The organism is Haladaptatus halobius (assembly GCF_020618475.1).
Lineage (GTDB): Archaea > Halobacteriota > Halobacteria > Halobacteriales > Haladaptataceae > Haladaptatus > Haladaptatus halobius.
The window spans coordinates 412,468-432,237 of record NZ_CP085336.1; the positions used below are offsets into that span (position 1 = coordinate 412,468).

Below are 19,770 nucleotides of genomic sequence, written 5' to 3' on the forward strand. Positions count from 1 at the left end.
ACCTGATAACACAAAGAATCCGACCAATAGCTGGCCAGTACCTATGGTTCGACCACTCATTCAATGCGTGTACGAATGGCTAAGGTAAGCTCTATCTAGCAAATATTAATTCTTTTACTCTTCTGTTCGATGTTATTGACTCGTGTCACCTCCGTATTTCCAATTTACTCTACTTTGCGTGTTGCCGAGTGGGATTGCTGTATCGAACGATTCGAAACCGACGGCGAACACACTGATCGGAAACTCACCAGCGGTCATAAGACCCGTCACCAGTTCCCCCAATCACAGGTGCTGTCTTGAAGCTATGGCTGACAGCCCCACGGCGCCACCCTCAGTCAACTGAGTAAGAAGCCGGTCGATAATGAAATCACATCTAAACTGAAAACAGTTAGATGAAGAGTCGATGATCACTAAGCTAGGCACCTATTGTACCTATTCCTCGCGGAGTCACCAGATAACAACCTGCTGACTCAATTTCCACGCTCCACCACACCATCCTTATGCAACTCCTCAAGCCGTCGATGCGCGGACGGCCGCTCAATCCCAAGCGTATCCGCCACCCACTGAGCGGTCACCGCCGGAAACTCCGACTCGTGTATCGCCGCAAGAATATCGTCGTCAATCGTTCCCTCTACAAATTGACCACTAGTATCACGTTCTCTCGTCTGTTATCGTAGCCGTTAGTTCTTTTTCCACCATCTTAAACCCATATACTACGCAGTACATCGATAGTTTTAACGCCATGAACTACATAGTATTTGGTAGGAAGAACGGTACCCTCGGGCGTGTAGAAACGCGCCGGGTGCTTGCAACACCCGGCACCGGTCTTCCTAACCTGAGTGTAAGACCATGAGTACGAAATCGCCTGCGGAACTTGAAGGTGACGAGACGGCACAGAAACGCGCACAGTGGGAACAATTTACCTTCGACGTCGAAGCCCCCGGAATGGTCGACGTCACCAACGAGAGCCACGAGAACCCTGCAGAGCACCAGTACACCGTCTCCATCGATGACGTCACGAATGAACTGATGGCCTGCACGTGTCCGCATCACCTCCACCGCACCGCATTTTGTAAGCACATGGCTGCGGTCGACAACGCAACCGACGACGGAACACTCGACATCTTCTCCTCAAACAATGGCGAAGACGGTGCCGAACCAGCAGACTGCGATTGTGACGGACTTAATGGCTTCCCGTGCTGGCCATGTATGCGAACGGGATGGAAGGAACTACCGAACTAAGCCACGTTTCCGTTTTTTGTGTCCGTGACACGGCAATTGACGCTCTCAGCTGTCATGAACCAGCAAACACTCACAAGGCGACTTCGTTAGTATATCCTATTAGCACCGGCTTATTCGAATTTCATAGGTACCAGTATTGATTAGTGAACATACGGAGATCACCACATATGTCCAGGACTGAAATTGAAAATCCAGTAATTTTTACGATAGTGGTGATCCTGATTTCAGTGTTATTCTCGATTTTCATTCAAGTCATTCTCTTAACTGGTACTCTCATGATTGCAGTACTTACGGGTGCCTTCATAGGACTCTCTTATGCAGTCGTATATTTATATCTCCAACGTAGACAGAGGGACTTGGCTACTTAGTAATTACCTGTCTCATATTGCTTCTATTGTCTGGGCAATTTATTCACTGGACATCGTTAACTACGGTTTTTGACCGTCTGGGACATCCCGTCTACGGATAACGTTTCCCTCTCCACCACAAGGTCACAAATTGACAGATAAACAATATCGATATTGTAATAATTCTGATATCACTGGACATCAATTCTGACCGAAGTAATCGGCCAATGAGCGAGGGTTGCCAAGCCAGGCCAACGGCGGTGGGCTTAAGACCCGCTCGCGTAGGCGTCCATGGGTTCGAATCCCATCCTCGCATTCTCCCATTAACACTCAATCGGAATCAGATCCGTAGGCAATCAGTTTCAACCCAACAGATATCTCTGCCAGATTAACGGTGTCTTCACTTGCTAATCACATGTAGTGACCAATGCAACAACGTGCTCCAACTATAGAAGACACAGACGATCCAGAAACAAACCCACCGACTGACGTGCTGTCCGAACTCCCACCAGGTGCAAAGCTGGTTGCGAAAGTACTCGAATACAACGACGATACACTCACGCAGGCTGAACTCGCCGATAAAACCCTACTCCCAGCACGCACGGTTCCTTCGACTGAGTGCACCGTCTTCCGCGTTGCTGAATCAAGTCCTCAAACTGTCTTCTCGACAACGTCTGTGTCTTCATCGACGGCTGTCTCACGATTGTTATCCGTGAACTCGTCGCCTGCTTCAGTCTTCTTTGGCCGTTCGTATGGCGTCGGTAGGTGAGTGACTGGCTTGTTCACCGGCGCCTTCTGCAACGCTTGCGTGGGTTGCCGTTTTCTCGACCACTTCGTTATGCTCTTCGTCGGTCTCTGGCTACCACTCGTTATATTCTTCGACGGCACTACCCAATATTTATTTCAGATATTGAAGACGGTTCGACTGAGTATCCAACTCAGCGTAGAATTGTACCAGTAAGTAGTACCCAATCAGAAAGAATACCCAGAACGATATCTAATGGAGTAGTGATGAAACTAACTTGAGATCGATCAGCGCGAAAATCAACACCCCTGCGCTACCTTTTGATCCGGGACATTCTACCACACCGTTCACCACTGATTCAATCATAAAATGTTGATCAAGAACTAGCTTAATACGCCATACCGCGTATTCACACGCATGAGTACCGATGACGCACGCAGATTCGATCCAGAAGCGCCGGAAGAGCGTGAAATCGGACGCGAAATGGTCGACCAGAGCACCGGCCTCGGGTCGGTCATGGCACACTTTTACCGAGGTGAAATGGATCGAGTCACGACGTGGCGCCAACGGCTCGACGAGACGACGACGTGGGCTGTGACGGTCATCGCAGCCTTACTTGCGTATGGCTTTTCGACAAGTGGGACGCCGGCGATTCTCCTCGCCGGGATTGTGGTCGCGACAATATTCCTCGTGATCGAGGCGCGTCGCTACCAGGACTACGATGTCTTCCGCTCCCGAGTTCGTATTTTACAGGAGAATCTTTTTGCGAACGCACTCAATCCGTCTGAAGGCGTTGAGCAGCGTGACTGGCGCCGGCAACTCAGCGAGGATTTCCGTGACCCAACGCTCAGAATTCCATTTCCAGAGGCGGTCGCCCGCCGACTGCGCCGAATCTACCTCTGGCTCTTACTCCTTCTTCTCGTTACTTGGCTCTTTCGCCTCACGACCATCGCACCAGATAAGACATGGATAAACAATGCTGCGATGGGTATCGTACCGGGGAGTGTTGTGTTGGGAGTCGTCGCAGTATTCTATCTCGGGCTCCTGTGGCTCACATTCCGCCCCCGAGAACGGCATGCGAGGGAAGATTTCGATCGATTGTAACGAACTTTGACGGCTCATTTTGGGAGAGGCGAATATCCCGTCGATACATCATCGCACGGTTCATAACCGCACGTATGCCACTCTTACAGTTCGATACGACCCTGTCACTGTCCGACCAGGAGAAGGAATCGTTTGCAATGTTAGTCATGGAACGGTACGCTGAAGAGATGACGGAGGATCATGTAGCAATTACTCTTCGCAAGCGGGATTCCGCCGACGTATATCTCGGTCGCGCTGTGGACGGCCCGCTCCTGTTTCTCGACGCCGAAATTCGACAAGGAAGACCGTTCGAATACAAACGTGCATTCGCACTCGCTGTGATGGAATACGCAGCCGATCAGTTCGAGGTTCCCGAAACGAATTTAAAAGTCATCTTTACAGAACATCGCGGCAACGAGATGATGGGCATCGATCGCGTCGGTGGGAAGTGGGACGGCGAGTAGTCACCGTCATGGAGTAAGTCTCGTTCGTCGTTAATTGTACCCGCGATAGACTTCAAGCTCTGCTAGGATACTCCGAATCGGGTCAACCAGCGACAGTGAACTTTTATCTTTCGAACACCAAATTGTGGTATGCCAGTCGAAACCGATGCCGAAGTGCGAAGAATTCTCGAGAAGAACGTAGTTGCTGTCATCGGTTGTTCATCAACACCGGGCAAAGACGCCCACGAGATTCCGAAGTATCTCCAGCAACAAGGGTACGAGATCATCCCGGTGAATCCCTACGCTGACGAGGTACTCGGACGGCCAGCCTACGACTCGCTTGGCGACGTGGAGGAAGAGGTCGATATCGTGGACGTGTTTCGCCCGAGTGATGAAGTAGCCGGTATCGTCGACGAGGTGTTCGCACGTGACGACGTCGATGTTATCTGGCTCCAACTTGGGATTCACGATGATGAAGCAGTTTCTCGGGCTGAAGCGGCGGGGTTCCAGGTTGTCCAAGATCGGTGCATGAAACCCGAGCACCAGCGCCTACTCACCTCCACGTGATTGAGTAGACAATCCGACGGTTGGAGATAGAAGTCACATATTGCGTGATAACGGCGTTGCAGCAAAAACGCCCAACCCTTAACTCCATCAGTTATCCTCCTTCGAACCGCTGCCTTTCGAATCGAATTTATAAGTTGCACGCAGAGTCATTCGTATGTTTCGCCCTGTTCGAAGGCTTTCTGTGACTTCGACCAATGTGCCGGTTAGATCGGGCAATCACTGTACAGAAGGCGGATTGCCGTCGGTCAGCCCTGTTTAACTCGAGAGTCTATTTTTATTATAATCTGCGGTATATTTTCACCAGTGGGTGAGTCGAAGGTAATCCAGTGAGTTTGACGTAATCCGGTTACCATTACAATAGTAGGTGTGTGATGGTTGGTATCCTCAGTGACTCCTTCAATCGGGAGTAGAAACCCCCAAGAACCATGGCCGGAGCCAGAGTTTTTCTACGTGTTAGCTCGAATGTTACCAGTGATAGATCAGAGGGAAATGACCAGTGGATACTCTTGGAGTCGGATTCCTCGAACTACGCCGGTTTGGAGAGACACGGGAACTGCCGCGGCCCACTGATTTATCCGACTCGCACCAAAACGTGATTACATGCCCGCCACACTCGAGATCAAGTGCGAGAACGACGATTGTGAACTTGATATGACCGAACTCCATTCTACATACGAAATGCCCGACGATGTTGCAGTCGCCGATTTCCGGTGCCCGTACTGTAGTTAATCAGACTCACTTCGAGAGATCGAACTGTAACGTAGAGAGGGACATCTCGGCGGTCGCTTGCCGTCATTTGATCAGCTACAGTACTGCTAGTTCCTCCTCAACCTCGTCATAGTCAGGGAAGTCCGGCCACTTCTGTGCAACTCAGGCATATTGAATCAACAGATCCTCGCGCAGAAGAAAGACGGCGGGTCGGGGTTCGCTGATTCCGGCCATCCCATCGAGATCGTTCACGATGCCGTATTCTTCGGCGACGCTATTCTGTGGATCACTGAACAGTCGGTAGTCCATCCCACTCTCTTCGATGAACGTCTTATGTTCATACGGAGTCGAGATCGAGAGGCCGACGATCGTCACGTCGTAGTCGTCGTCCCAGGCTCTGTCGCGAAGCTCGTTCCAGATGTACGTCGCGGGAAAGTCTCCGTCCATCGGGTAGAAGACGAGGAGCACCGGCCCGTCGTCGGCGAGTTCTGAGAGTGTGACATCCTCCCAGTACTCGACGTTTACGAGCGGGTGGACGAAATCAGGAGCTTGCTCGCCTTCTCTCGGATGGTTCGCTTCCCCAAGTTCGACGACATCGAAATCCAGATCCATTCTTTTACGCTCCGTTCCCATAGGTGTTTTCGAGATACTCCACGATATTGGCGCTCTCAGACATCGTCACGCCGGTGTTCTCGTCGACGATGGCCGGCACGGTACGCTTGCCGCTGATGCGCTTGACGATGTCGCGCTCGGAGTGCATTGCTTCGACGAAGCGCGACTGGTAGTCGAGGTCGTGCTCGTTAAGCCTGCGAACGACGCGCTCGCAGAATGGACAGGCCTGCAATCGGTACAATGTGACTGGCGGGTCGTCGGTGCCGGTCGAGTCGGTCATGGCTGGTTCAGCTCATGGTTGGAGCAAGAGACAGGTAAGCGCTTTGCCGCCAGTGGTCACGATAACAAGGAAAAGAGGAATCAGACACAGGATAAGGTCATACTCCAAATCGGTCACGTCGGGTTCTGAAGGAACGAATGCAGTTCCTCACGGTAGTCGTCCGGGCGATCCTCCATGACCCAGTGATTTGCCATATCAAGTCCGACGAGCTCGGCATTTGGAATGTCTTCTTCGAGCCGTTCAGCGTACGCAATCGGTTGAAACTCATCATCGGCACCCCACAAAAGCAATGTTTCAGTGGTGATGGTAGAGGGATCGATTTCAGTTGTGTGGTTGGTGTTCGTCGCAACCGCATTCCTGCTCAGTGAAATCCGCCCCTCGTCTGAGTCCCACTGCGTTTTCATCCCTTCAACGAACTCCTCGTTCGGATCGTCACTGGTGAGCGTATCGGTAAACACACCATCAAGCATCTGCTGGAGGTTATCGACGCTCATCTCATTGATCATCGCCGGTAATCCGAGATCGACGATGAGTTCGATCGGCCAGGAGTCGTAGGCCACCGTGTTCGAAAGCACGAGTTTGTCGACGGCGTCAGGTTGATGAACAGCGTATCGGAGTCCCACACCACCGCCGAGGTCGTGCCCGACGAACGAAACAGTGTCAAGCCCAAGCGTGTCGAGTAGCCCGTCGATCATCTCCTCTTGGGCTCGGATCGACCGATCGAAGCTATCGTCCATTGACGAGTTTCCGTATCCGACCATGTCAGGGATGATGGCGCGATGGTCGTCTGTGATTGTCGGGACGATATCTCGCCAGAGGAACGACCATGTCGGAATTCCGTGGAGGAAGACGACGGGATCGCCCGACCCCTCGTCGTAATAGGCGACTGTGAGCTCGTGACTGTCAACCGTTACCGTCGTCGTTTGCTGCTGGTCTGTCCACTCAGCGTGCTGTGTCATGGCTAGTTCATCACCAGCGATTTCCATAGGGCTTGTGTCGCGAGAAATCGCCTTGAGAGATGGACTACCCAGTTACCGATCGACTACTGAGCAGTGATTTCGAGCAGATAACCTTCAGCAAATGGATTTTGATATTCGATCCCCATCCGCTGGTACACCACAACTGGAATGCTAATATCTGCGAGGAAGATCGCCCCTGGTTGGTCACGAAGGCCGGTCTTCGGAAGCGCAAGCGTGACTATCGAGTCGGGCTCGATTGCTGGCCCGAGTCGTTCTCCCGTCGTTGCGTTAAGACCGGAGGGAACATCCAAGGAGATGATCGTCGAACCAGAGTTATTGCAGACTTCCACGAGATCTCGCGCCTTCCCATGGAGTTCTCTCGTGAGACCGTAGCCGATGAGTGCATCAATTACAATATCGTTGATGGAGAAGTCTTCTGTCCCGACGCTGCTCGAGACGTCCATCGCATCGAGAATGCGGTACTGGTGTGCCACAGCACCACTAAGGTCAGCCGGTGGACGATTGAGAACGACGCTAACGGATACGTCCCGGTTAGCGAGATGTCGTGCTGCAACGAGCCCTCCCCCACCGTTTCCGCCGTTTCCAGCGAAGACAGTGACCTCGTCACCATCGATTTCCTGAACAAACTCGGCAAGCGTCCGCCCTGCGTTTTCCATCATTTGTAAGAGGTCGAGGTCGACTTCTTCGACGGCAACCTTGTCGATTTTTCGCATCTCGTCGGCAGTCACAGCAGCTATCGCAGTTCCAGTTTCGGTTTCGAATAGTGCTTTCTCCATGCATCGTACTCGATTCGAACTCACAAACAGCCTCTGGCACTCCTCGGTACTTTGAACCGCTATGGTGGGTGGTTCGCACACGCCCTCGAACTTGAAGTGTGAGGCCGCCGTACTGAACAAGATGAATTATGCACGATTATGTGCCCCTCGAAGAGTACGGCCTTATTGGTAATCTGGAAACGTGTGCTCTCGCGAACGCTGACGGATCGATCGATTGGTGTCCGTTTCCGCACCTCGAATCACCCAGCGTTTTCGCACGTCTTTTGGATGCCGAAGATGGCGGTCACTTTAGCATTCGGCCGGATGCCGCATACGATTCCACACAGCGCTATCTCGATAACACGAACGTTCTTCGAACCGAGTTTCAGACAGAGATGGGAGCACTTTCAGTGACCGATTTTATGCCAGTTACCGAGGATGAAGATGGTCAAACCCGAAAGCGAGCGCTGTACCGAAAGGTCGAGTGTCATCGTGGCACGGTCGATATCGACATCTCCTTGGAACCGCGATTCGACTACGCTCGTGCGTCGACCACTATTAGTGCTCAGAATGGTGGCCTCCTCGCTGAGAGTGACGATGAAGCTGCATTTCTCTCTACTGATCTCTCGTTCGATGTGATCAACAGTGAGGCGACGGCCACTGCAACGGTCGAAGCTGATGATACTGAATGGTTCATCTTCTGTTACGGTGATGACGAACCGATAGATGCGGCGACCGGAAAGCGGCTGCTCGACGAAACAGCCTCGTACTGGCGTGGGTGGGCGCACACCTGCAATGAGTCGGAGTGCGTGTTTGGCGGGCCGTGGCACGACCTCGTCGTCCGTTCTGGACTAACCCTCAAACTGCTCACTCACGGTGAGACGGGTGCCATCGCAGCGGCACCGACTACGTCGCTTCCTGAGGACGTCGGCGGTGTCCGCAATTGGGACTATCGATACAATTGGATCCGTGACGCGGCGTTCACGATCCAAGCGCTTTCAAATCTCCACCATTCGAGGGAGGCAATCGACTACTTCGACTGGGTTCTCGACCTCTGTCGAACCGACGCTCCCGAGCAGATCCAGCCGCTGTACGGACTGCACGGGAGTCCCGACCTCGAAGAGAAGGAACTCGACCATCTTGCCGGGTACAGAAATTCCTCACCAGTCCGCCTCGGGAACGGTGCGATTACGCAACGTCAGCTGGACACGTACGGTGAACTCATCCTCGCCGTCTACGAGACAACCCAAGACGGTTATTTGAGCGCGGACGATTGGAGTGCTATTCGGGATATTATCGACTATGTGTGCGAAGTTTGGGAAACGAAGGACGAAGGTATCTGGGAGGTGAGGGGTGAGCCTCGGCACTTCGTGTTCTCGAAAGTGATGTGTTGGGTCGCGCTCGACCGTGGCATTGCCATCGCGAACGAACACGACTTCGATGCATCATTCGACCACTGGCAAGATGTTCGTGACGAAATCAAAGCGACGGTTCTTGAGAGAGGATACGATGACGAACTCGGTGCCTTCGTGCAAGCATTTGGCGACACGGATACGCTCGACGCGACCGCACTTTTGATTCCGTTCGTCGGTTTTCTGCCCTTCGACGATGAACGCGTCCTCGATACAATCGATGCCATTCAAGAGCAGTTGACGACCGACGATGGACTCGTCTATCGGTATAACGGAGGAGATGGCCTTCCCGGCAAGGAGGGTGCGTTCGTCTTATGCACATTTTGGCTCGTCGACGCGTTAGCGCTCACAGGGCACGTGGAGGAAGCGACGGAGACGTTTCTCAACGTGCTCGACTATGTGAGCCCCCTCGGGTTACTCGGTGAGGAGATCGGTTACAAAGAGCGACTCCAACTCGGGAACTACCCGCAAGCGTTCAGTCATATTGGGCTCATCAATTCTGCGCTCTATATCGGACGCGTGTCCGGGCGAGAGAGCAAAGGGTTCACTCCCATGGCGCTCGATTTGGGGGACGGGATCATTACCGCCGAAGACCGTGACTAGTATAATCATCGAAGCTTTTCGGATGAAACACCTGGTTCACGACTGAGGTTGATAGAATGCCTCAGAACCACGGTCATCTTGCCATGCGAAAGCGAACAATCGTCGCGCCGGAACCCGCGTGAGTTGACGGCCATCGACACTCTCCCCAGTTGCGCCGTCCCATGTCGTTGCATCGGCAATGATTTCATTCTCACTCACTCGAAACTCGAAGCCAGGGTTCTCGAACGCGTGAATCCCTTCTTCACCGGCGAACACAACGATATCCATGTCTCCCACAGTAGCTGTCACGACACCACCTGCTGCCTCGATTCGCGAAAGCGGAAATCCGACTGCTTCTCCGTCAAGCTCCACACCGAGGACGACTGCCTTCGGATCTAAATCGTCTCGTTCCCAACTCCGACCATTGCTCGTCCCTCGATGTGCTGCAAGTCCGAACCCTTCGGTCTCAAAGTAGGCCTCGTACGGTTCCATCGAGTAGTCGATCGAATCCGGGCTGTCAGTCTCGCTCGCCGCTTCACTTTCCATGCTCGTCGGCTGGAGAACAATCCCATCAGGATAGTTTTCGCGAAATCGAGACCAGGGCATCACTGCCGCCGGTCGGACATCAAGTGTCGTCCCGCGGAGATTACCCACGATACATTCCCCAAGGGATTGCTTCCATTCAGACTCTGTCTCACGATCATACATCACGAGATCATCATCGGCGAGTTTACCGGAAACGCCGAACGTAAGGGTACGGTCTCCGAGATCTCGTTCGTAGACCACTGCACTCCCACAGAGTGGACACCACGTTACAGCAATCGCATCGCCATCCGCAACGTCGTTGACTATTTCGTGGTAGTTGAGGATTCGCACTGGATACGCACGTGTTGGTTCTCCCTCTACGACGATTACGTCGTCATTCTCATCGCCGATATACTCATCGTCGAATCGTGGGTCGTTGATGCTTGGTATCGCGTCTCGGGGAATCACTTGTTTGACGTTCATGGTGAATTACTCATTTCGTACATACTGACGAAGTAAATTGCGTTATTTGCTTCCGCAGAGCGTTGGCGTGGGAGGAATTGAAGAGTCGTTGTCCATGAGAATCGCCTGAAAACAATTTCAACTGTTTTGGATTGGTGGCGTTCTGGTGAAGTGTTCGTGCCACAGTAACGAACTGCTTCTCGTCACCCTTACTTACTACGAACAGCAGTCGTCCTTGGAGCTGCTCAGCATACTGTGGCCCACCAGCAGCAGAAAGGGTAATTGTTACATCAATCGTGCCAGCGGTTGCTTTTGCGTTCGCGTCGAGGACTGCTTCACCGCCGCTACTGGCGCCAATCAAAATTACCCGCTCAACCTCCTGTTCCTGACGTAAATAGCGAATGGCATCTAAGACGGATGCGGCACATTCCTCGGGATTTTCATCGATGGCAAGGATGAGATGGCCTTGCTTCGCTAAACGGGTTGCCTCTTTCTCCCAACTTTCTCGATCCATGTTTATTTGCGGAACCAAAATGATTCCACATTTCCCATCACCATACAACGTCCCCTTGATTGTGAATCCTTCTGTTGATCTGATTGTGATGTCCTTGGTTCCGATGGTATTCGATTGTGACGTTGGAGTCACTTTGGTTGATGTTTCCTGTAGTGATGACTTTGCCTTTGTACTCGTTGTTTTGGGCGAAGATTCTGCTTGATTTCCAAGACACCCTGCTAACCCTGCACCTCCGATGATCGAGGCAGAAGTTATTAGAAAATCACGCCGATTTTGTCGGCATGACCACCTATGCTTTACCATATCGACTTTTTCCAAACTAATTTCCTTGAAGGTTTAGGTACTGGTCTGTTAGGGAGTAACGTACTGGTTACCTATGATTAGATAATGTCCAAACTCTTGCTGCCGTGACCGAAATAACCAGTGTTGAAGAGGGTGTTCATTGGTTACGACCACGTAATCTAATTACACCGTGGACGATTCAGCGTCCTCTGCCGGTGCAAGGTACTCCATTCCCCAATCACGCATCTCAAAGATCACTGGCTGAAGTGACTCGCCGTATTGAGTGAGGGAATATTGTACTCGAACCGGTTTCTCATTGACAATCTCTCTCGAGACCAGTTGCTTGTTCTCTAAATCTTCAAGGCTGTCAGAAAGTACCTTACTTGAGATACCGTCGACGGCTTCCTTGAGTTCATTAAAGCCACTGGGGCCGTGTTTAAGCAATCGGTGGATGATTACTGGATGCCATTTCTTGCCGATTAGCGAGGTCGTCGAAGTAATCGGGCACCACTCTTTCCCTTCGCACCACACTTCGAGCTGATTCAGAGGTTCGGTCATTGCTAGCATGCCAATTGAGACTCAAACACCATATAGTTACCTTTTGTAATCTGGTACTGCATAGTAACTTGAAAATCTAAAGGGACTATGTGAGCGAAGGGGAAAGACACAGACCAAAACTGATACGTTTTAATGTCGTGGGCGGGACGGCAAAATCGAGGGACGAGGAAAAACCACCTAGTTACTGGATAGTCTCGTTGACTACAGAGACAGATTTACGGCGGATTGATCATTTAGAAGGTGATGATTTCATAGCCTTCTGTAACCAAGCTGTGAAGGCTTGGATGACCTTCGTATTCATCAAGTAGGACAGCGTCACTCGACTTGGCCGCGTCAGTTACCTCAAATGCACCTGCGCAGTACTCACAAACGCTGGCGTACTCATCCAAGGACGAATAGAGACTATGCAGTTTGTGATCTTCGTCTTCAAGTTCTGCAACCCATTGCGTTCCAGCACCATCGAAAATCACCTCTACATCGTCCCCTTCATCGACGAATTCTTTGGCTGTCTGGAGTGCATTCGTGATGCGCCCGAGATCAGCGTGCGATTCCGTGCCGGCGAGGATGATAATGGCTGCCTTTGCCATAGCTAGCACCTTGCCAGTAAGAGCATTATCATTGCTGAATGCAGCGGTGCGCGCCGGTATCGTAGAGTGACGAACTTTCGTGAGTGGCTGATCGCCTACTCTCGACGCAGGAAGAGGAAAAGCGAATTCATCGAAGGTGAACAAACTATTGCATTACCGTCGGAACGAGACGGTCAATTCTTTCGTTAGCGCAATGCGTGGGGGGTTCGACCGAAAACAACGGTACTGTGGTTCGTCACTACCTTATTCCGAGAAACCACTCACGTAGGGATAAACGATACCGAGTATTCCTCCGAATACTAAGTGGCCGACGAGACTCATCGGATCAAAGTTTGGCAGAGGTGGAACCATCGGGAATCCAACGGCTTGCAACCAGATCGGCATGACGAATCCGGCCGCGACGATCCAGATGACGGTACCATATACAAGTCCGAGTACTGTGCTTCTTCCAACGCTACGCTCGTACCGACGAAGTCCTGTTCGAGTTACCAGCATTGCAAAGATGACTCCGAAGATTACACTGTTAATGAGATGGATAACCCAGCCAGCACCCATGCCCTCAAGTCCCCAAAGCGCGGGGATAGCTTGCTGGATGACGGGCGTCATCATCATTGAGAGCATTAGCCCCATGACGGCCCCCCCGGCAAGCCCTCCGATTACACCGCCAATCCAAGCAGGGCGACGTTTGACTCTCTCTTCTGATTGTCGTTCACTTGTTTCGTATTCAGTGGCCATTTGAGGTCACACCTCCGGTCCTTCTACGCTGTGTTAATAGTTAACAATTAGCTAACTAGATGGTAGTGGGGTTACGGACTGGTAACTACGGAGTATCGGTCGGTGCGCAACACATCAATCCCGGTTCCCCAGTTACCATTTGACTATCGACGTCGGATCGTACCACTTTAACCGAGTTCTTGGGATTTTAGAGATAGTCGATGATCTTGCTGGATAGAGAGTCGTGGAGGTCTATTGTAGTGTGTAATTCGTAACTCCCTTACCGAATAGTTCGCTAAATGTTAACACACCAGACGGCATATCGCCGAATAGATGTCAGAACAGTCGTCTTCAACGGCACCCGAACCAGAGCAGCATCTCGAATTCATCAAGACCGAACAGCAGTTTGACGAACTCATCGAAGCCAACAAGCGGATTATAGTCGACTTCTATGCCGACTGGTGTGAACCATGCAAAATGATGAAACCGACAGTGAGCGACCTCGCTGCTGGATGTGATACGACAGTTGCGAAAGCCGATGTCGAAGCACTGCCGCAGATCGCGATGCGCTATGGCGTTATGTCGATTCCCACGTTCATCAGCTTCCCCGATGGGTAGATAAAAGAACGGGTCGTTGGAATGCAAGATAAAGACATTCTCCACAAACTGCTCAAATGAACAGGCTGAGACAGGCTGTGCAGGCTGTGTGCACAACCGTGGTAGTGTTAAGTATTCGCATGCCCAACTCGGTGTTATGAGATCTCTTTCTCGACGACAATTTTTCAGTGCGGTGGGAGTAGGGGTAGGACTGTCGCTTGGGGGATGCCTCGGTAAACCCCAGTCGCCAGAATCACCACCGGGGAGGGCTTCCACGATAAACGAGGGCAGTACGAGCAAGCACGGTCTCCCACTCGCAGTGAAGCAGTTATCAATTCAGTACCCGTTCAAAAAGCTCCGCAGTGAAATTGTCTCCGGCGGCCCACCAAAAGACGGCATCCCCTCCGTCGACGAACCAACCTTTGTTGGAGCAACGGAAGCCAACCAAACGCTCCGTGCCGATGATATCGTATTCGGTGTCGTTCGGGGTGCTGACGTCAAAGCGTATCCCCAAAAGATACTCGTCTGGCATGAAATTGCGAACGACACGCTCGATAGGACTCCCGTTAGCGTCACGTACTGTCCGCTGACCGGTACGGCGATGGGCTTCGAACGCGGGGAGACGACGTTTGGTGTTTCCGGTCGCCTCCTCAACGATAACCTTGTGATGTACGATCGTGCGACTGACAGTAGGTGGCCACAGATGCTCGGGACTGCCATATCTGGCGAACTCGAGGGCAAATCGCTCCGCGAATTTCGCCTGATCTGGACAACCTGGGGTTCCTGGCGCGATGCATATCCCAATACGCAAGTACTTTCCGAAGACACCGGGTATATCCGTGAGTACGATCGCGATCCGTATGGGAGCTACACTCCACTGAGCGGCTACTACGAAGGAGGGTCACCACTGTTCCCACCACTCCGAACTGACGACCGGTATGGCTCCAAATCGGTCGTGATCGGCACCAGAGCTTCGACTGGTGCAGCCGCACTTTCCAAGGCGTCACTACGCGATCGCGGAGTCATCGAGGGAGAACTCGCTGGTACACCGCTCGTCGCAATTCACAACCCATCACTGGATACAGCCTACGTCTACTGGAATCCCGATGACGCACAATTCACACTCCGCGATGGTACAGTGACCGACTCGAGGGGACAGAGATACACCCCGGATGATCTCCCACTTGAGCGAGAGTACGCCTTCGATGCGATGTGGTTTGCGTGGGCAGGATTCTATCCGGAGACGAGGGAGTTCGAATGACGACTGCGTTGCGTCAAGAAGCGATTAGAGAAATTATCTCTCGAACAGTATTAGCGGTTCACGCAACGTTACGCCGTCACGATGGTCAACTGGTGTTTGCTGTTGTTACGATGGGCTACCTGGCAGTATATCTCTTTGCCATCGGGCATCTCGCATCTGGGAATGGACAGACTAGCTTGCTCATCGTAGAAGATCCAATTGCGCGTGCAAACCAGCCAGTCGGAACTCTCACATGGGAACCCGTGGCTCGACTGGATTTCTGGATCATCACGCTGCTCATCTCACCACTGAATGTTTTCCTCGGCCTTGGGTTAGCACTTCTCGTCGGTCTGAATCTGTCCGTCACGTATCTCGCATGGACGCAACCGAAAGCGTGCGGACTCAAAACCACTTCATCGGGAATCGTCGCTGCGTTCCCAGCGTTGCTCTCGGGCGCAGCATGCTGTGGCCCTGTCCTACTTATCGTGCTCGGAATCCAGGCGTCCGGTGTCTTACTCACTGTCTTCTCAGCTCTCGTTCCACTCGCTGTTGTGTTGTTGGTAGGGAGTCTGCTGTTCGTCGGACGGAAAGTCGACCCAACTCTACTGTAGTGAAATACGATTCTTCTCTATTTCTATGCCAATTTGTTCCCTCCTAAGTACCACCAAAAAGACCAGTATTCGATTTTAATTTCCAACATGATGTAGAAGGGAGTCTGATAGTGGCTAACGCTAATGTCCCATGTCGTGCAATGGTGACCCATGGACACGACTGACCAACTCCACGAAATCGAAGCAACTGACTGGCAGCGTGGGGTCTACGACGATATCAAACGAACTTTCCGGGCACCATTCATCAACTGGATTTTCCGAACAACAATGGCCAACTACCCCACGTTTCTCCGTTATGCATGGGGGCAGTTGAAACCCGTTTTCGATACGCGCGGATTCGCCCGATTTTCCGTCGAATATCGCGACGAAATTCTCTCCACAGTCGAAGAATCAGCCGAATTACCCACCTACCGTTGCGAGGAGCTAGATGTCGTGCCGTCAGAATACCGTGAACTTATGGGACAACTCGCAACGTTCGATATCGTCGCCCCGAGACTCGCCGTTCTATTCGAAGTGATGGATCGCGCACTCCACAACAATACCATCGGCGAGAATCCAAATACGAGTCGGCATGCGACAGCGCCATTTCCAGATTGGCTGGATGCTGACCGGGGGCTCTCGCCGACGATGGTCGGATTGGACGATATCCCCTCCGAGTTGGACGACGAGATTTCGCGGATTCAGGCGTTTCATGGGTTCGACGATGGGCTACCGAGTATCTACCGGTGTCTTGCCCAGTGGCCAGCGCTACTCAAATCGATGTGGTCTGACATCGAACCAGTACTTGAATCGGATACCTTCGAGCGGGCTTGTGGTGAGGCGAATGAACGAATCCAGGGGTACGTGGAGACCCTTCCGTACTGGCCACAGCTGACCCCCGAAGCGCTCAGCCAAGTCGGATTCGATGAACCGACCATCGAGGATGTGCAAGGGTTATTCCACGAGTTTAATCGAGGTGCCGTCGCGACCGTGATTCCTGCGCTTCCACTGTACGCCGAAACCGTTAACTCTACTGGTATCCGACATATACCCTAATCTTCAAAACAGAATCGATTTTTCGCGGGGTCTACAGGCCTCTTCCAGAGCTGGACGGTTCTTCAAGCATGGTCAATCGATAACTCGACCGCCGTTTCGTTTTTGATGTTATCGGAAACCGGACAGCGCTCCTCAACGCGTTTCGCCCACGTCTCGACGGTGTCCTCGTCAGCGTCTGCGTCGACCTCCATCGACACACTGATGTCCTGAAGCCCAGTTCGATCATCGTCCTTTCCTGCGAACGCCGCTTGGTTGAAATCACCCTCGATGGTGATCTCGAGATCAGTGATGTCGATGTCCATCTCACTGGCGATCTGTTGACCCGTGACGTTTAGACAGCCTGCCTGTGCCATTAGTAGATATTCGAGAGGATTCGGCCCTTCGTTCGCGCCACCCATCTCCTCTGGTTCGTCAACGGTCCGTTCGAAATCGCGCGCCTCAACGGTCGTCCGTGTCGGACTTTTGCGGTAGGCCTCGACGTCGACGGTGAGCTGGCTTTCGGACTCGCTCATGGTAACAGCTAACAGTGCAAATCAAGTAAAGAGTTTGGCAGTACGCTCACACGATAGAGAATCGAACCACATATCATCAGACGGATTCATTTAATCGGCGCTCGCAGAATCCCCGACTAGCCCCGAAGAACGCGGGCCCTCACTGAGAACATCAACACGAGCAAACGATCGATGGAGGAGTGAACTATTCGATGGAATCTACGTAACCGTAGGAAAGAGACTGATTGAACTCACCGGCTGAGAAAATCGTGCCACAAACAACTTCGACTGATTCTGCTATATTTCCTGTCCGTGTTCCTCCTCTGCGTGCTCTCTAAGTTCTTCTTCCGAATTGAACGATGCGCCACAGATATCGCATTCGTGTTCGTTTGCCATACCCATACAGGCACAACAGGGTGAGAGTTAACTGCTTGGTTCGTATGCAATGTGAATGCATTACCGGGATACCTTTTTGATAATGTCTCATGTCGCGGTAGGCAGGTGGGGAGACACATGACCAATTTTGAACTCATCGTAATCGGTGGAGGTACCGGCAACAACGTCGCATCGGCTGCAGCGAGAAGCGAATTAGACGTTGCACTCGTGGAGAAGGGGCCGCTCGGCGGAACGTGTCTCACTCGAGGGTGTGATCCATCAAAGACTCTAATTCATCGAGCAGATGTGATTGAACAGATTCGGCAAGCAGAACAATTCGGTATTGATGCCGAAGTCACGAATATCGATTTCTCAACGATTATCTCCGAGAGCAATAAGCCATTCGACGAGAAGGCCGAGCAGATGGAAAATTCGATGCAAGACGCGGAGAACCTCATGCTCTACAAGGCAGAGGGGCAGTTCGTCGATGAACGAACCCTGCAAGTCGACGATGAACAAATCACCGGCGAGAAGATTGTCGTCGCCGCAGGCGCACGACCGATTATTCCGAATTCAATTGACGGTATCGAGGATGTGAACTACATGACAAGCGACGAGGTGCTACGCCTGGACGAGCGTCCCGAGCACCTCATCATTATCGGCGGTGGGTACATCGCCGCCGAGATTGGCCATGCCTACGGTACCCTTGGGTCGGACGTGACGATTATCGGTCGAAGTGAGACGCTCCTCTCACGGGAAGACACCGATATCCGCCAAACGTTTACTGAATATTTCTCGCAACGATACGATGTCCACACTGGCTACGAAGCCACGTCAGTTTTCGAGGACGACGACGAATTTACGGTTCAAGCCGAGACCGATGATGGTGACCAACTAGCGGTAACTGGTGACCAGCTACTGGTAGCTACAGGTCGAAAACCCAATTCGGATGTTCTCCAAGTCGAAAAAGCCGGAATAGCGACGGATGATGACGGCTTCATTGAAGCGAACGACTATCTAGAAACCACTGCGGACAACGTCTGGGCGATGGGTGATATCGTCGGTAACTATATGTTCTGGCACTCGGCACTCCACGAGGCGGAGTACGTGTACAAAAACGCAGTTCACGACCGCCAGCAGGAGGTTGATTATACGGGGATGTCGCGCGCCGTGTTCTCCTCTCCCCAAGTCGCAAGCATGGGACAAACGGAGCAAGAACTAGCCGAGAACGGTCGCGAGTATGTCGTGGGAACATACGAGTATAGCAATACGGCGATGGGAATTGCACTCAAAGACGAAGCTGGCTTCGTGAAAGTACTCGCGGAGCCAAACGACAAACGAATCTTAGGCTGCCATATTCTCGGCCCAGATGCCTCAACGCTTATTCACGAAGTCGTGACTGCGGTGACAAGCGGTACGGGTACAGTGTCAGAGATTACGGACTCGATTCATATCCATCCTGCGCTCAACGAAGTCGTCGAGCGAGCATTCAAGGATGTGTGATTTCTACAGTAGAGATTTTAGCACAAATACCCAAATAGAATCCGATTTATATCATAAAGAGTGAAGCAAGAATCCCATGGTTTACTTGATCGATCTTCTGAAAAACATCAGATGAGTACTTTCCCCGCATGTTCACAGTCCATTGGTAGTGGTTATGCAACGTGATCGCAAACACGCCGAGCCTTTTTATCCAATTGGGAAGTAACAGCCATCATGGGTGTCTTTAGCACGGTGAAAGAAATATTTGTGGCTTCGACCGAATCGGCGAACCGCAGCGGCGGAATGAGCGATGGATCGAAAGGAGCGTATTGGTGTCACGATTGCAATGAACGCACCCGTGACGTGGATGTAGTGGGTGACGACCCGCCTAATTGTCCAGTGTGTAGCACCGAAATGGAATTTGAACGCTCGCCATCCTCGACGGGGTGTGCCTGTTGAACTAAAGGCAAGTCTAACTGCATCACCGCGACCTGTGTTAGCTGAATTGCAGGCACTAAGCCCTGTTCTCAACACGCGAAGT

Annotated in this window: 23 protein-coding genes, 1 tRNA gene and 2 pseudogenes; 13 read left to right on the top strand and 13 right to left on the bottom strand. The window is 52.1% G+C overall.

Annotated features, from left to right (window positions below; genetic code table 11):
* Window positions 1-470: 470 nt before the first annotated feature.
* Window positions 471-623 carry a MarR family transcriptional regulator gene (locus tag LIW51_RS39250; protein ID WP_227378276.1) on the bottom strand — a complete coding sequence of 51 codons (153 nt, stop codon included), beginning with the start codon at window positions 621-623 and terminating at the stop codon, window positions 471-473.
* A gap of 226 nt (window positions 624-849) precedes the next feature.
* Between LIW51_RS39250 and LIW51_RS18840 the strand changes: the two genes are divergently transcribed.
* The 3 genes and pseudogenes from LIW51_RS18840 to LIW51_RS18850 all read left to right on the top strand — a co-directional run.
* Entirely contained in the window at window positions 850-1,242 is a 393-nt protein-coding gene (locus LIW51_RS18840; RefSeq protein WP_227377991.1) for an SWIM zinc finger family protein, read from the top strand.
* A 578-nt stretch (window positions 1,243-1,820) separates the two neighbouring features.
* Window positions 1,821-1,904, top strand: a tRNA-Leu gene (locus LIW51_RS18845).
* A gap of 112 nt (window positions 1,905-2,016) precedes the next feature.
* A pseudogene (locus LIW51_RS18850) lies at window positions 2,017-2,196 on the top strand (ArsR family transcriptional regulator); the annotation flags it as partial.
* Window positions 2,197-2,319: 123 nt separating this feature from the next.
* On the opposite strand, the pseudogene LIW51_RS39255 reads toward LIW51_RS18850, so the two are convergent.
* Window positions 2,320-2,430, bottom strand: a pseudogene (locus LIW51_RS39255) (DUF5828 family protein); the annotation flags it as partial.
* 321 nt (window positions 2,431-2,751) lie between these two features.
* Here LIW51_RS39255 and LIW51_RS18860 point away from each other — a divergent pair.
* The 4 genes from LIW51_RS18860 to LIW51_RS38620 all read left to right on the top strand — a co-directional run bounded on the left by LIW51_RS18860 (window position 2,752) and on the right by LIW51_RS38620 (window position 5,156).
* The gene (locus tag LIW51_RS18860; protein ID WP_227377993.1) at window positions 2,752-3,438 is read left to right on the top strand and encodes a DUF2270 domain-containing protein; all 687 of its coding nucleotides are present in this window, start codon (window positions 2,752-2,754) and stop codon (window positions 3,436-3,438) included.
* Between the two features lie 74 nt (window positions 3,439-3,512).
* Window positions 3,513-3,881 (top strand): tautomerase, encoded by a 369-nt coding sequence (locus tag LIW51_RS18865; protein ID WP_227377994.1) that lies wholly within the window; start codon window positions 3,513-3,515, stop codon window positions 3,879-3,881.
* A gap of 129 nt (window positions 3,882-4,010) precedes the next feature.
* Window positions 4,011-4,427, top strand: coding sequence for a CoA-binding protein (locus LIW51_RS18870; RefSeq protein WP_227377995.1), 417 nt, complete (start codon window positions 4,011-4,013; stop codon window positions 4,425-4,427).
* Between the two features lie 600 nt (window positions 4,428-5,027).
* Window positions 5,028-5,156, top strand: a complete 129-nt coding sequence (locus LIW51_RS38620; RefSeq protein WP_255767542.1) for a DUF7559 family protein — start codon at window positions 5,028-5,030, stop codon at window positions 5,154-5,156.
* Window positions 5,157-5,297: 141 nt separating this feature from the next.
* Here LIW51_RS38620 and LIW51_RS18875 read toward each other — a convergent pair whose 3' ends face one another.
* The 4 genes from LIW51_RS18875 to LIW51_RS18890 all read right to left on the bottom strand — a co-directional run bounded on the left by LIW51_RS18875 (window position 5,298) and on the right by LIW51_RS18890 (window position 7,783).
* The gene (locus LIW51_RS18875) at window positions 5,298-5,747 is read right to left on the bottom strand and encodes a peroxiredoxin family protein (RefSeq protein ID WP_227377996.1); all 450 of its coding nucleotides are present in this window, start codon (window positions 5,745-5,747) and stop codon (window positions 5,298-5,300) included.
* A 4-nt stretch (window positions 5,748-5,751) separates the two neighbouring features.
* On the bottom strand, window positions 5,752-6,027 hold the full coding sequence (locus tag LIW51_RS18880; RefSeq protein WP_227377997.1) for a glutathione S-transferase N-terminal domain-containing protein: 276 nt from the start codon (window positions 6,025-6,027) through the stop codon (window positions 5,752-5,754).
* A gap of 113 nt (window positions 6,028-6,140) precedes the next feature.
* On the bottom strand, window positions 6,141-6,986 hold the full coding sequence (locus LIW51_RS18885) for an alpha/beta fold hydrolase (protein ID WP_227377998.1): 846 nt from the start codon (window positions 6,984-6,986) through the stop codon (window positions 6,141-6,143).
* A gap of 83 nt (window positions 6,987-7,069) precedes the next feature.
* Entirely contained in the window at window positions 7,070-7,783 is a 714-nt protein-coding gene (locus LIW51_RS18890; RefSeq protein WP_227377999.1) for an NAD(P)H-hydrate epimerase, read from the bottom strand.
* Between the two features lie 128 nt (window positions 7,784-7,911).
* Between LIW51_RS18890 and LIW51_RS18895 the strand changes: the two genes are divergently transcribed.
* Window positions 7,912-9,777, top strand: a complete 1,866-nt coding sequence (locus LIW51_RS18895) for a glycoside hydrolase family 15 protein (RefSeq protein WP_227378000.1) — start codon at window positions 7,912-7,914, stop codon at window positions 9,775-9,777.
* A 36-nt stretch (window positions 9,778-9,813) separates the two neighbouring features.
* Here the strand turns inward: LIW51_RS18895 and LIW51_RS18900 are convergent, their stop codons facing one another.
* The 5 genes from LIW51_RS18900 to LIW51_RS18920 all read right to left on the bottom strand — a co-directional run bounded on the left by LIW51_RS18900 (window position 9,814) and on the right by LIW51_RS18920 (window position 13,419).
* Window positions 9,814-10,764, bottom strand: a complete 951-nt coding sequence (locus LIW51_RS18900; RefSeq protein WP_227378001.1) for a DUF3179 domain-containing protein — start codon at window positions 10,762-10,764, stop codon at window positions 9,814-9,816.
* Window positions 10,765-10,774: 10 nt separating this feature from the next.
* Window positions 10,775-11,575, bottom strand: a complete 801-nt coding sequence (locus tag LIW51_RS18905; RefSeq protein WP_227378002.1) for a dienelactone hydrolase family protein — start codon at window positions 11,573-11,575, stop codon at window positions 10,775-10,777.
* A 147-nt stretch (window positions 11,576-11,722) separates the two neighbouring features.
* Entirely contained in the window at window positions 11,723-12,097 is a 375-nt protein-coding gene (locus LIW51_RS18910; RefSeq protein WP_227378003.1) for a winged helix-turn-helix transcriptional regulator, read from the bottom strand.
* A 233-nt stretch (window positions 12,098-12,330) separates the two neighbouring features.
* Window positions 12,331-12,684: a DsrE family protein gene (locus tag LIW51_RS18915; RefSeq protein ID WP_227378004.1), complete on the bottom strand. Its 354-nt coding sequence runs from the start codon at window positions 12,682-12,684 to the stop codon at window positions 12,331-12,333.
* A gap of 243 nt (window positions 12,685-12,927) precedes the next feature.
* A complete protein-coding gene (locus tag LIW51_RS18920; RefSeq protein ID WP_227378005.1) occupies window positions 12,928-13,419 on the bottom strand; it encodes a histidine kinase in 492 nt (163 codons plus the stop codon).
* A 312-nt stretch (window positions 13,420-13,731) separates the two neighbouring features.
* On the opposite strand from LIW51_RS18920, the gene LIW51_RS18925 reads away from it, so the two are divergent.
* The 4 genes from LIW51_RS18925 (at window position 13,732) to LIW51_RS18940 (ending at window position 16,881) form a co-directional block, all read left to right on the top strand.
* A complete protein-coding gene (locus tag LIW51_RS18925; protein ID WP_227378006.1) occupies window positions 13,732-14,016 on the top strand; it encodes a thioredoxin family protein in 285 nt (94 codons plus the stop codon).
* Window positions 14,017-14,314: 298 nt separating this feature from the next.
* The gene (locus tag LIW51_RS18930; RefSeq protein WP_227378007.1) at window positions 14,315-15,256 is read left to right on the top strand and encodes a DUF3179 domain-containing protein; all 942 of its coding nucleotides are present in this window, start codon (window positions 14,315-14,317) and stop codon (window positions 15,254-15,256) included.
* A complete protein-coding gene (locus LIW51_RS18935; protein WP_227378008.1) occupies window positions 15,253-15,846 on the top strand; it encodes a hypothetical protein in 594 nt (197 codons plus the stop codon). Before LIW51_RS18930 ends, LIW51_RS18935 begins: the two co-directional genes overlap by 4 nt.
* A gap of 150 nt (window positions 15,847-15,996) precedes the next feature.
* Window positions 15,997-16,881, top strand: a complete 885-nt coding sequence (locus tag LIW51_RS18940; protein ID WP_227378009.1) for a halocarboxylic acid dehydrogenase DehI family protein — start codon at window positions 15,997-15,999, stop codon at window positions 16,879-16,881.
* Window positions 16,882-16,943: 62 nt separating this feature from the next.
* Here LIW51_RS18940 and LIW51_RS18945 read toward each other — a convergent pair whose 3' ends face one another.
* Together LIW51_RS18945 and LIW51_RS18950 are read right to left on the bottom strand one after the other, a co-directional pair.
* Window positions 16,944-17,393, bottom strand: coding sequence for an OsmC family protein (locus LIW51_RS18945; RefSeq protein WP_227378010.1), 450 nt, complete (start codon window positions 17,391-17,393; stop codon window positions 16,944-16,946).
* 276 nt (window positions 17,394-17,669) lie between these two features.
* On the bottom strand, window positions 17,670-17,768 hold the full coding sequence (locus LIW51_RS18950; RefSeq protein WP_227378011.1) for a C2H2-type zinc finger protein: 99 nt from the start codon (window positions 17,766-17,768) through the stop codon (window positions 17,670-17,672).
* Window positions 17,769-17,885: 117 nt separating this feature from the next.
* Between LIW51_RS18950 and LIW51_RS18955 the strand changes: the two genes are divergently transcribed.
* Window positions 17,886-19,250 carry a dihydrolipoyl dehydrogenase gene (locus LIW51_RS18955; RefSeq protein ID WP_227378012.1) on the top strand — a complete coding sequence of 455 codons (1,365 nt, stop codon included), beginning with the start codon at window positions 17,886-17,888 and terminating at the stop codon, window positions 19,248-19,250.
* Window positions 19,251-19,770: the final 520 nt, after the last annotated feature.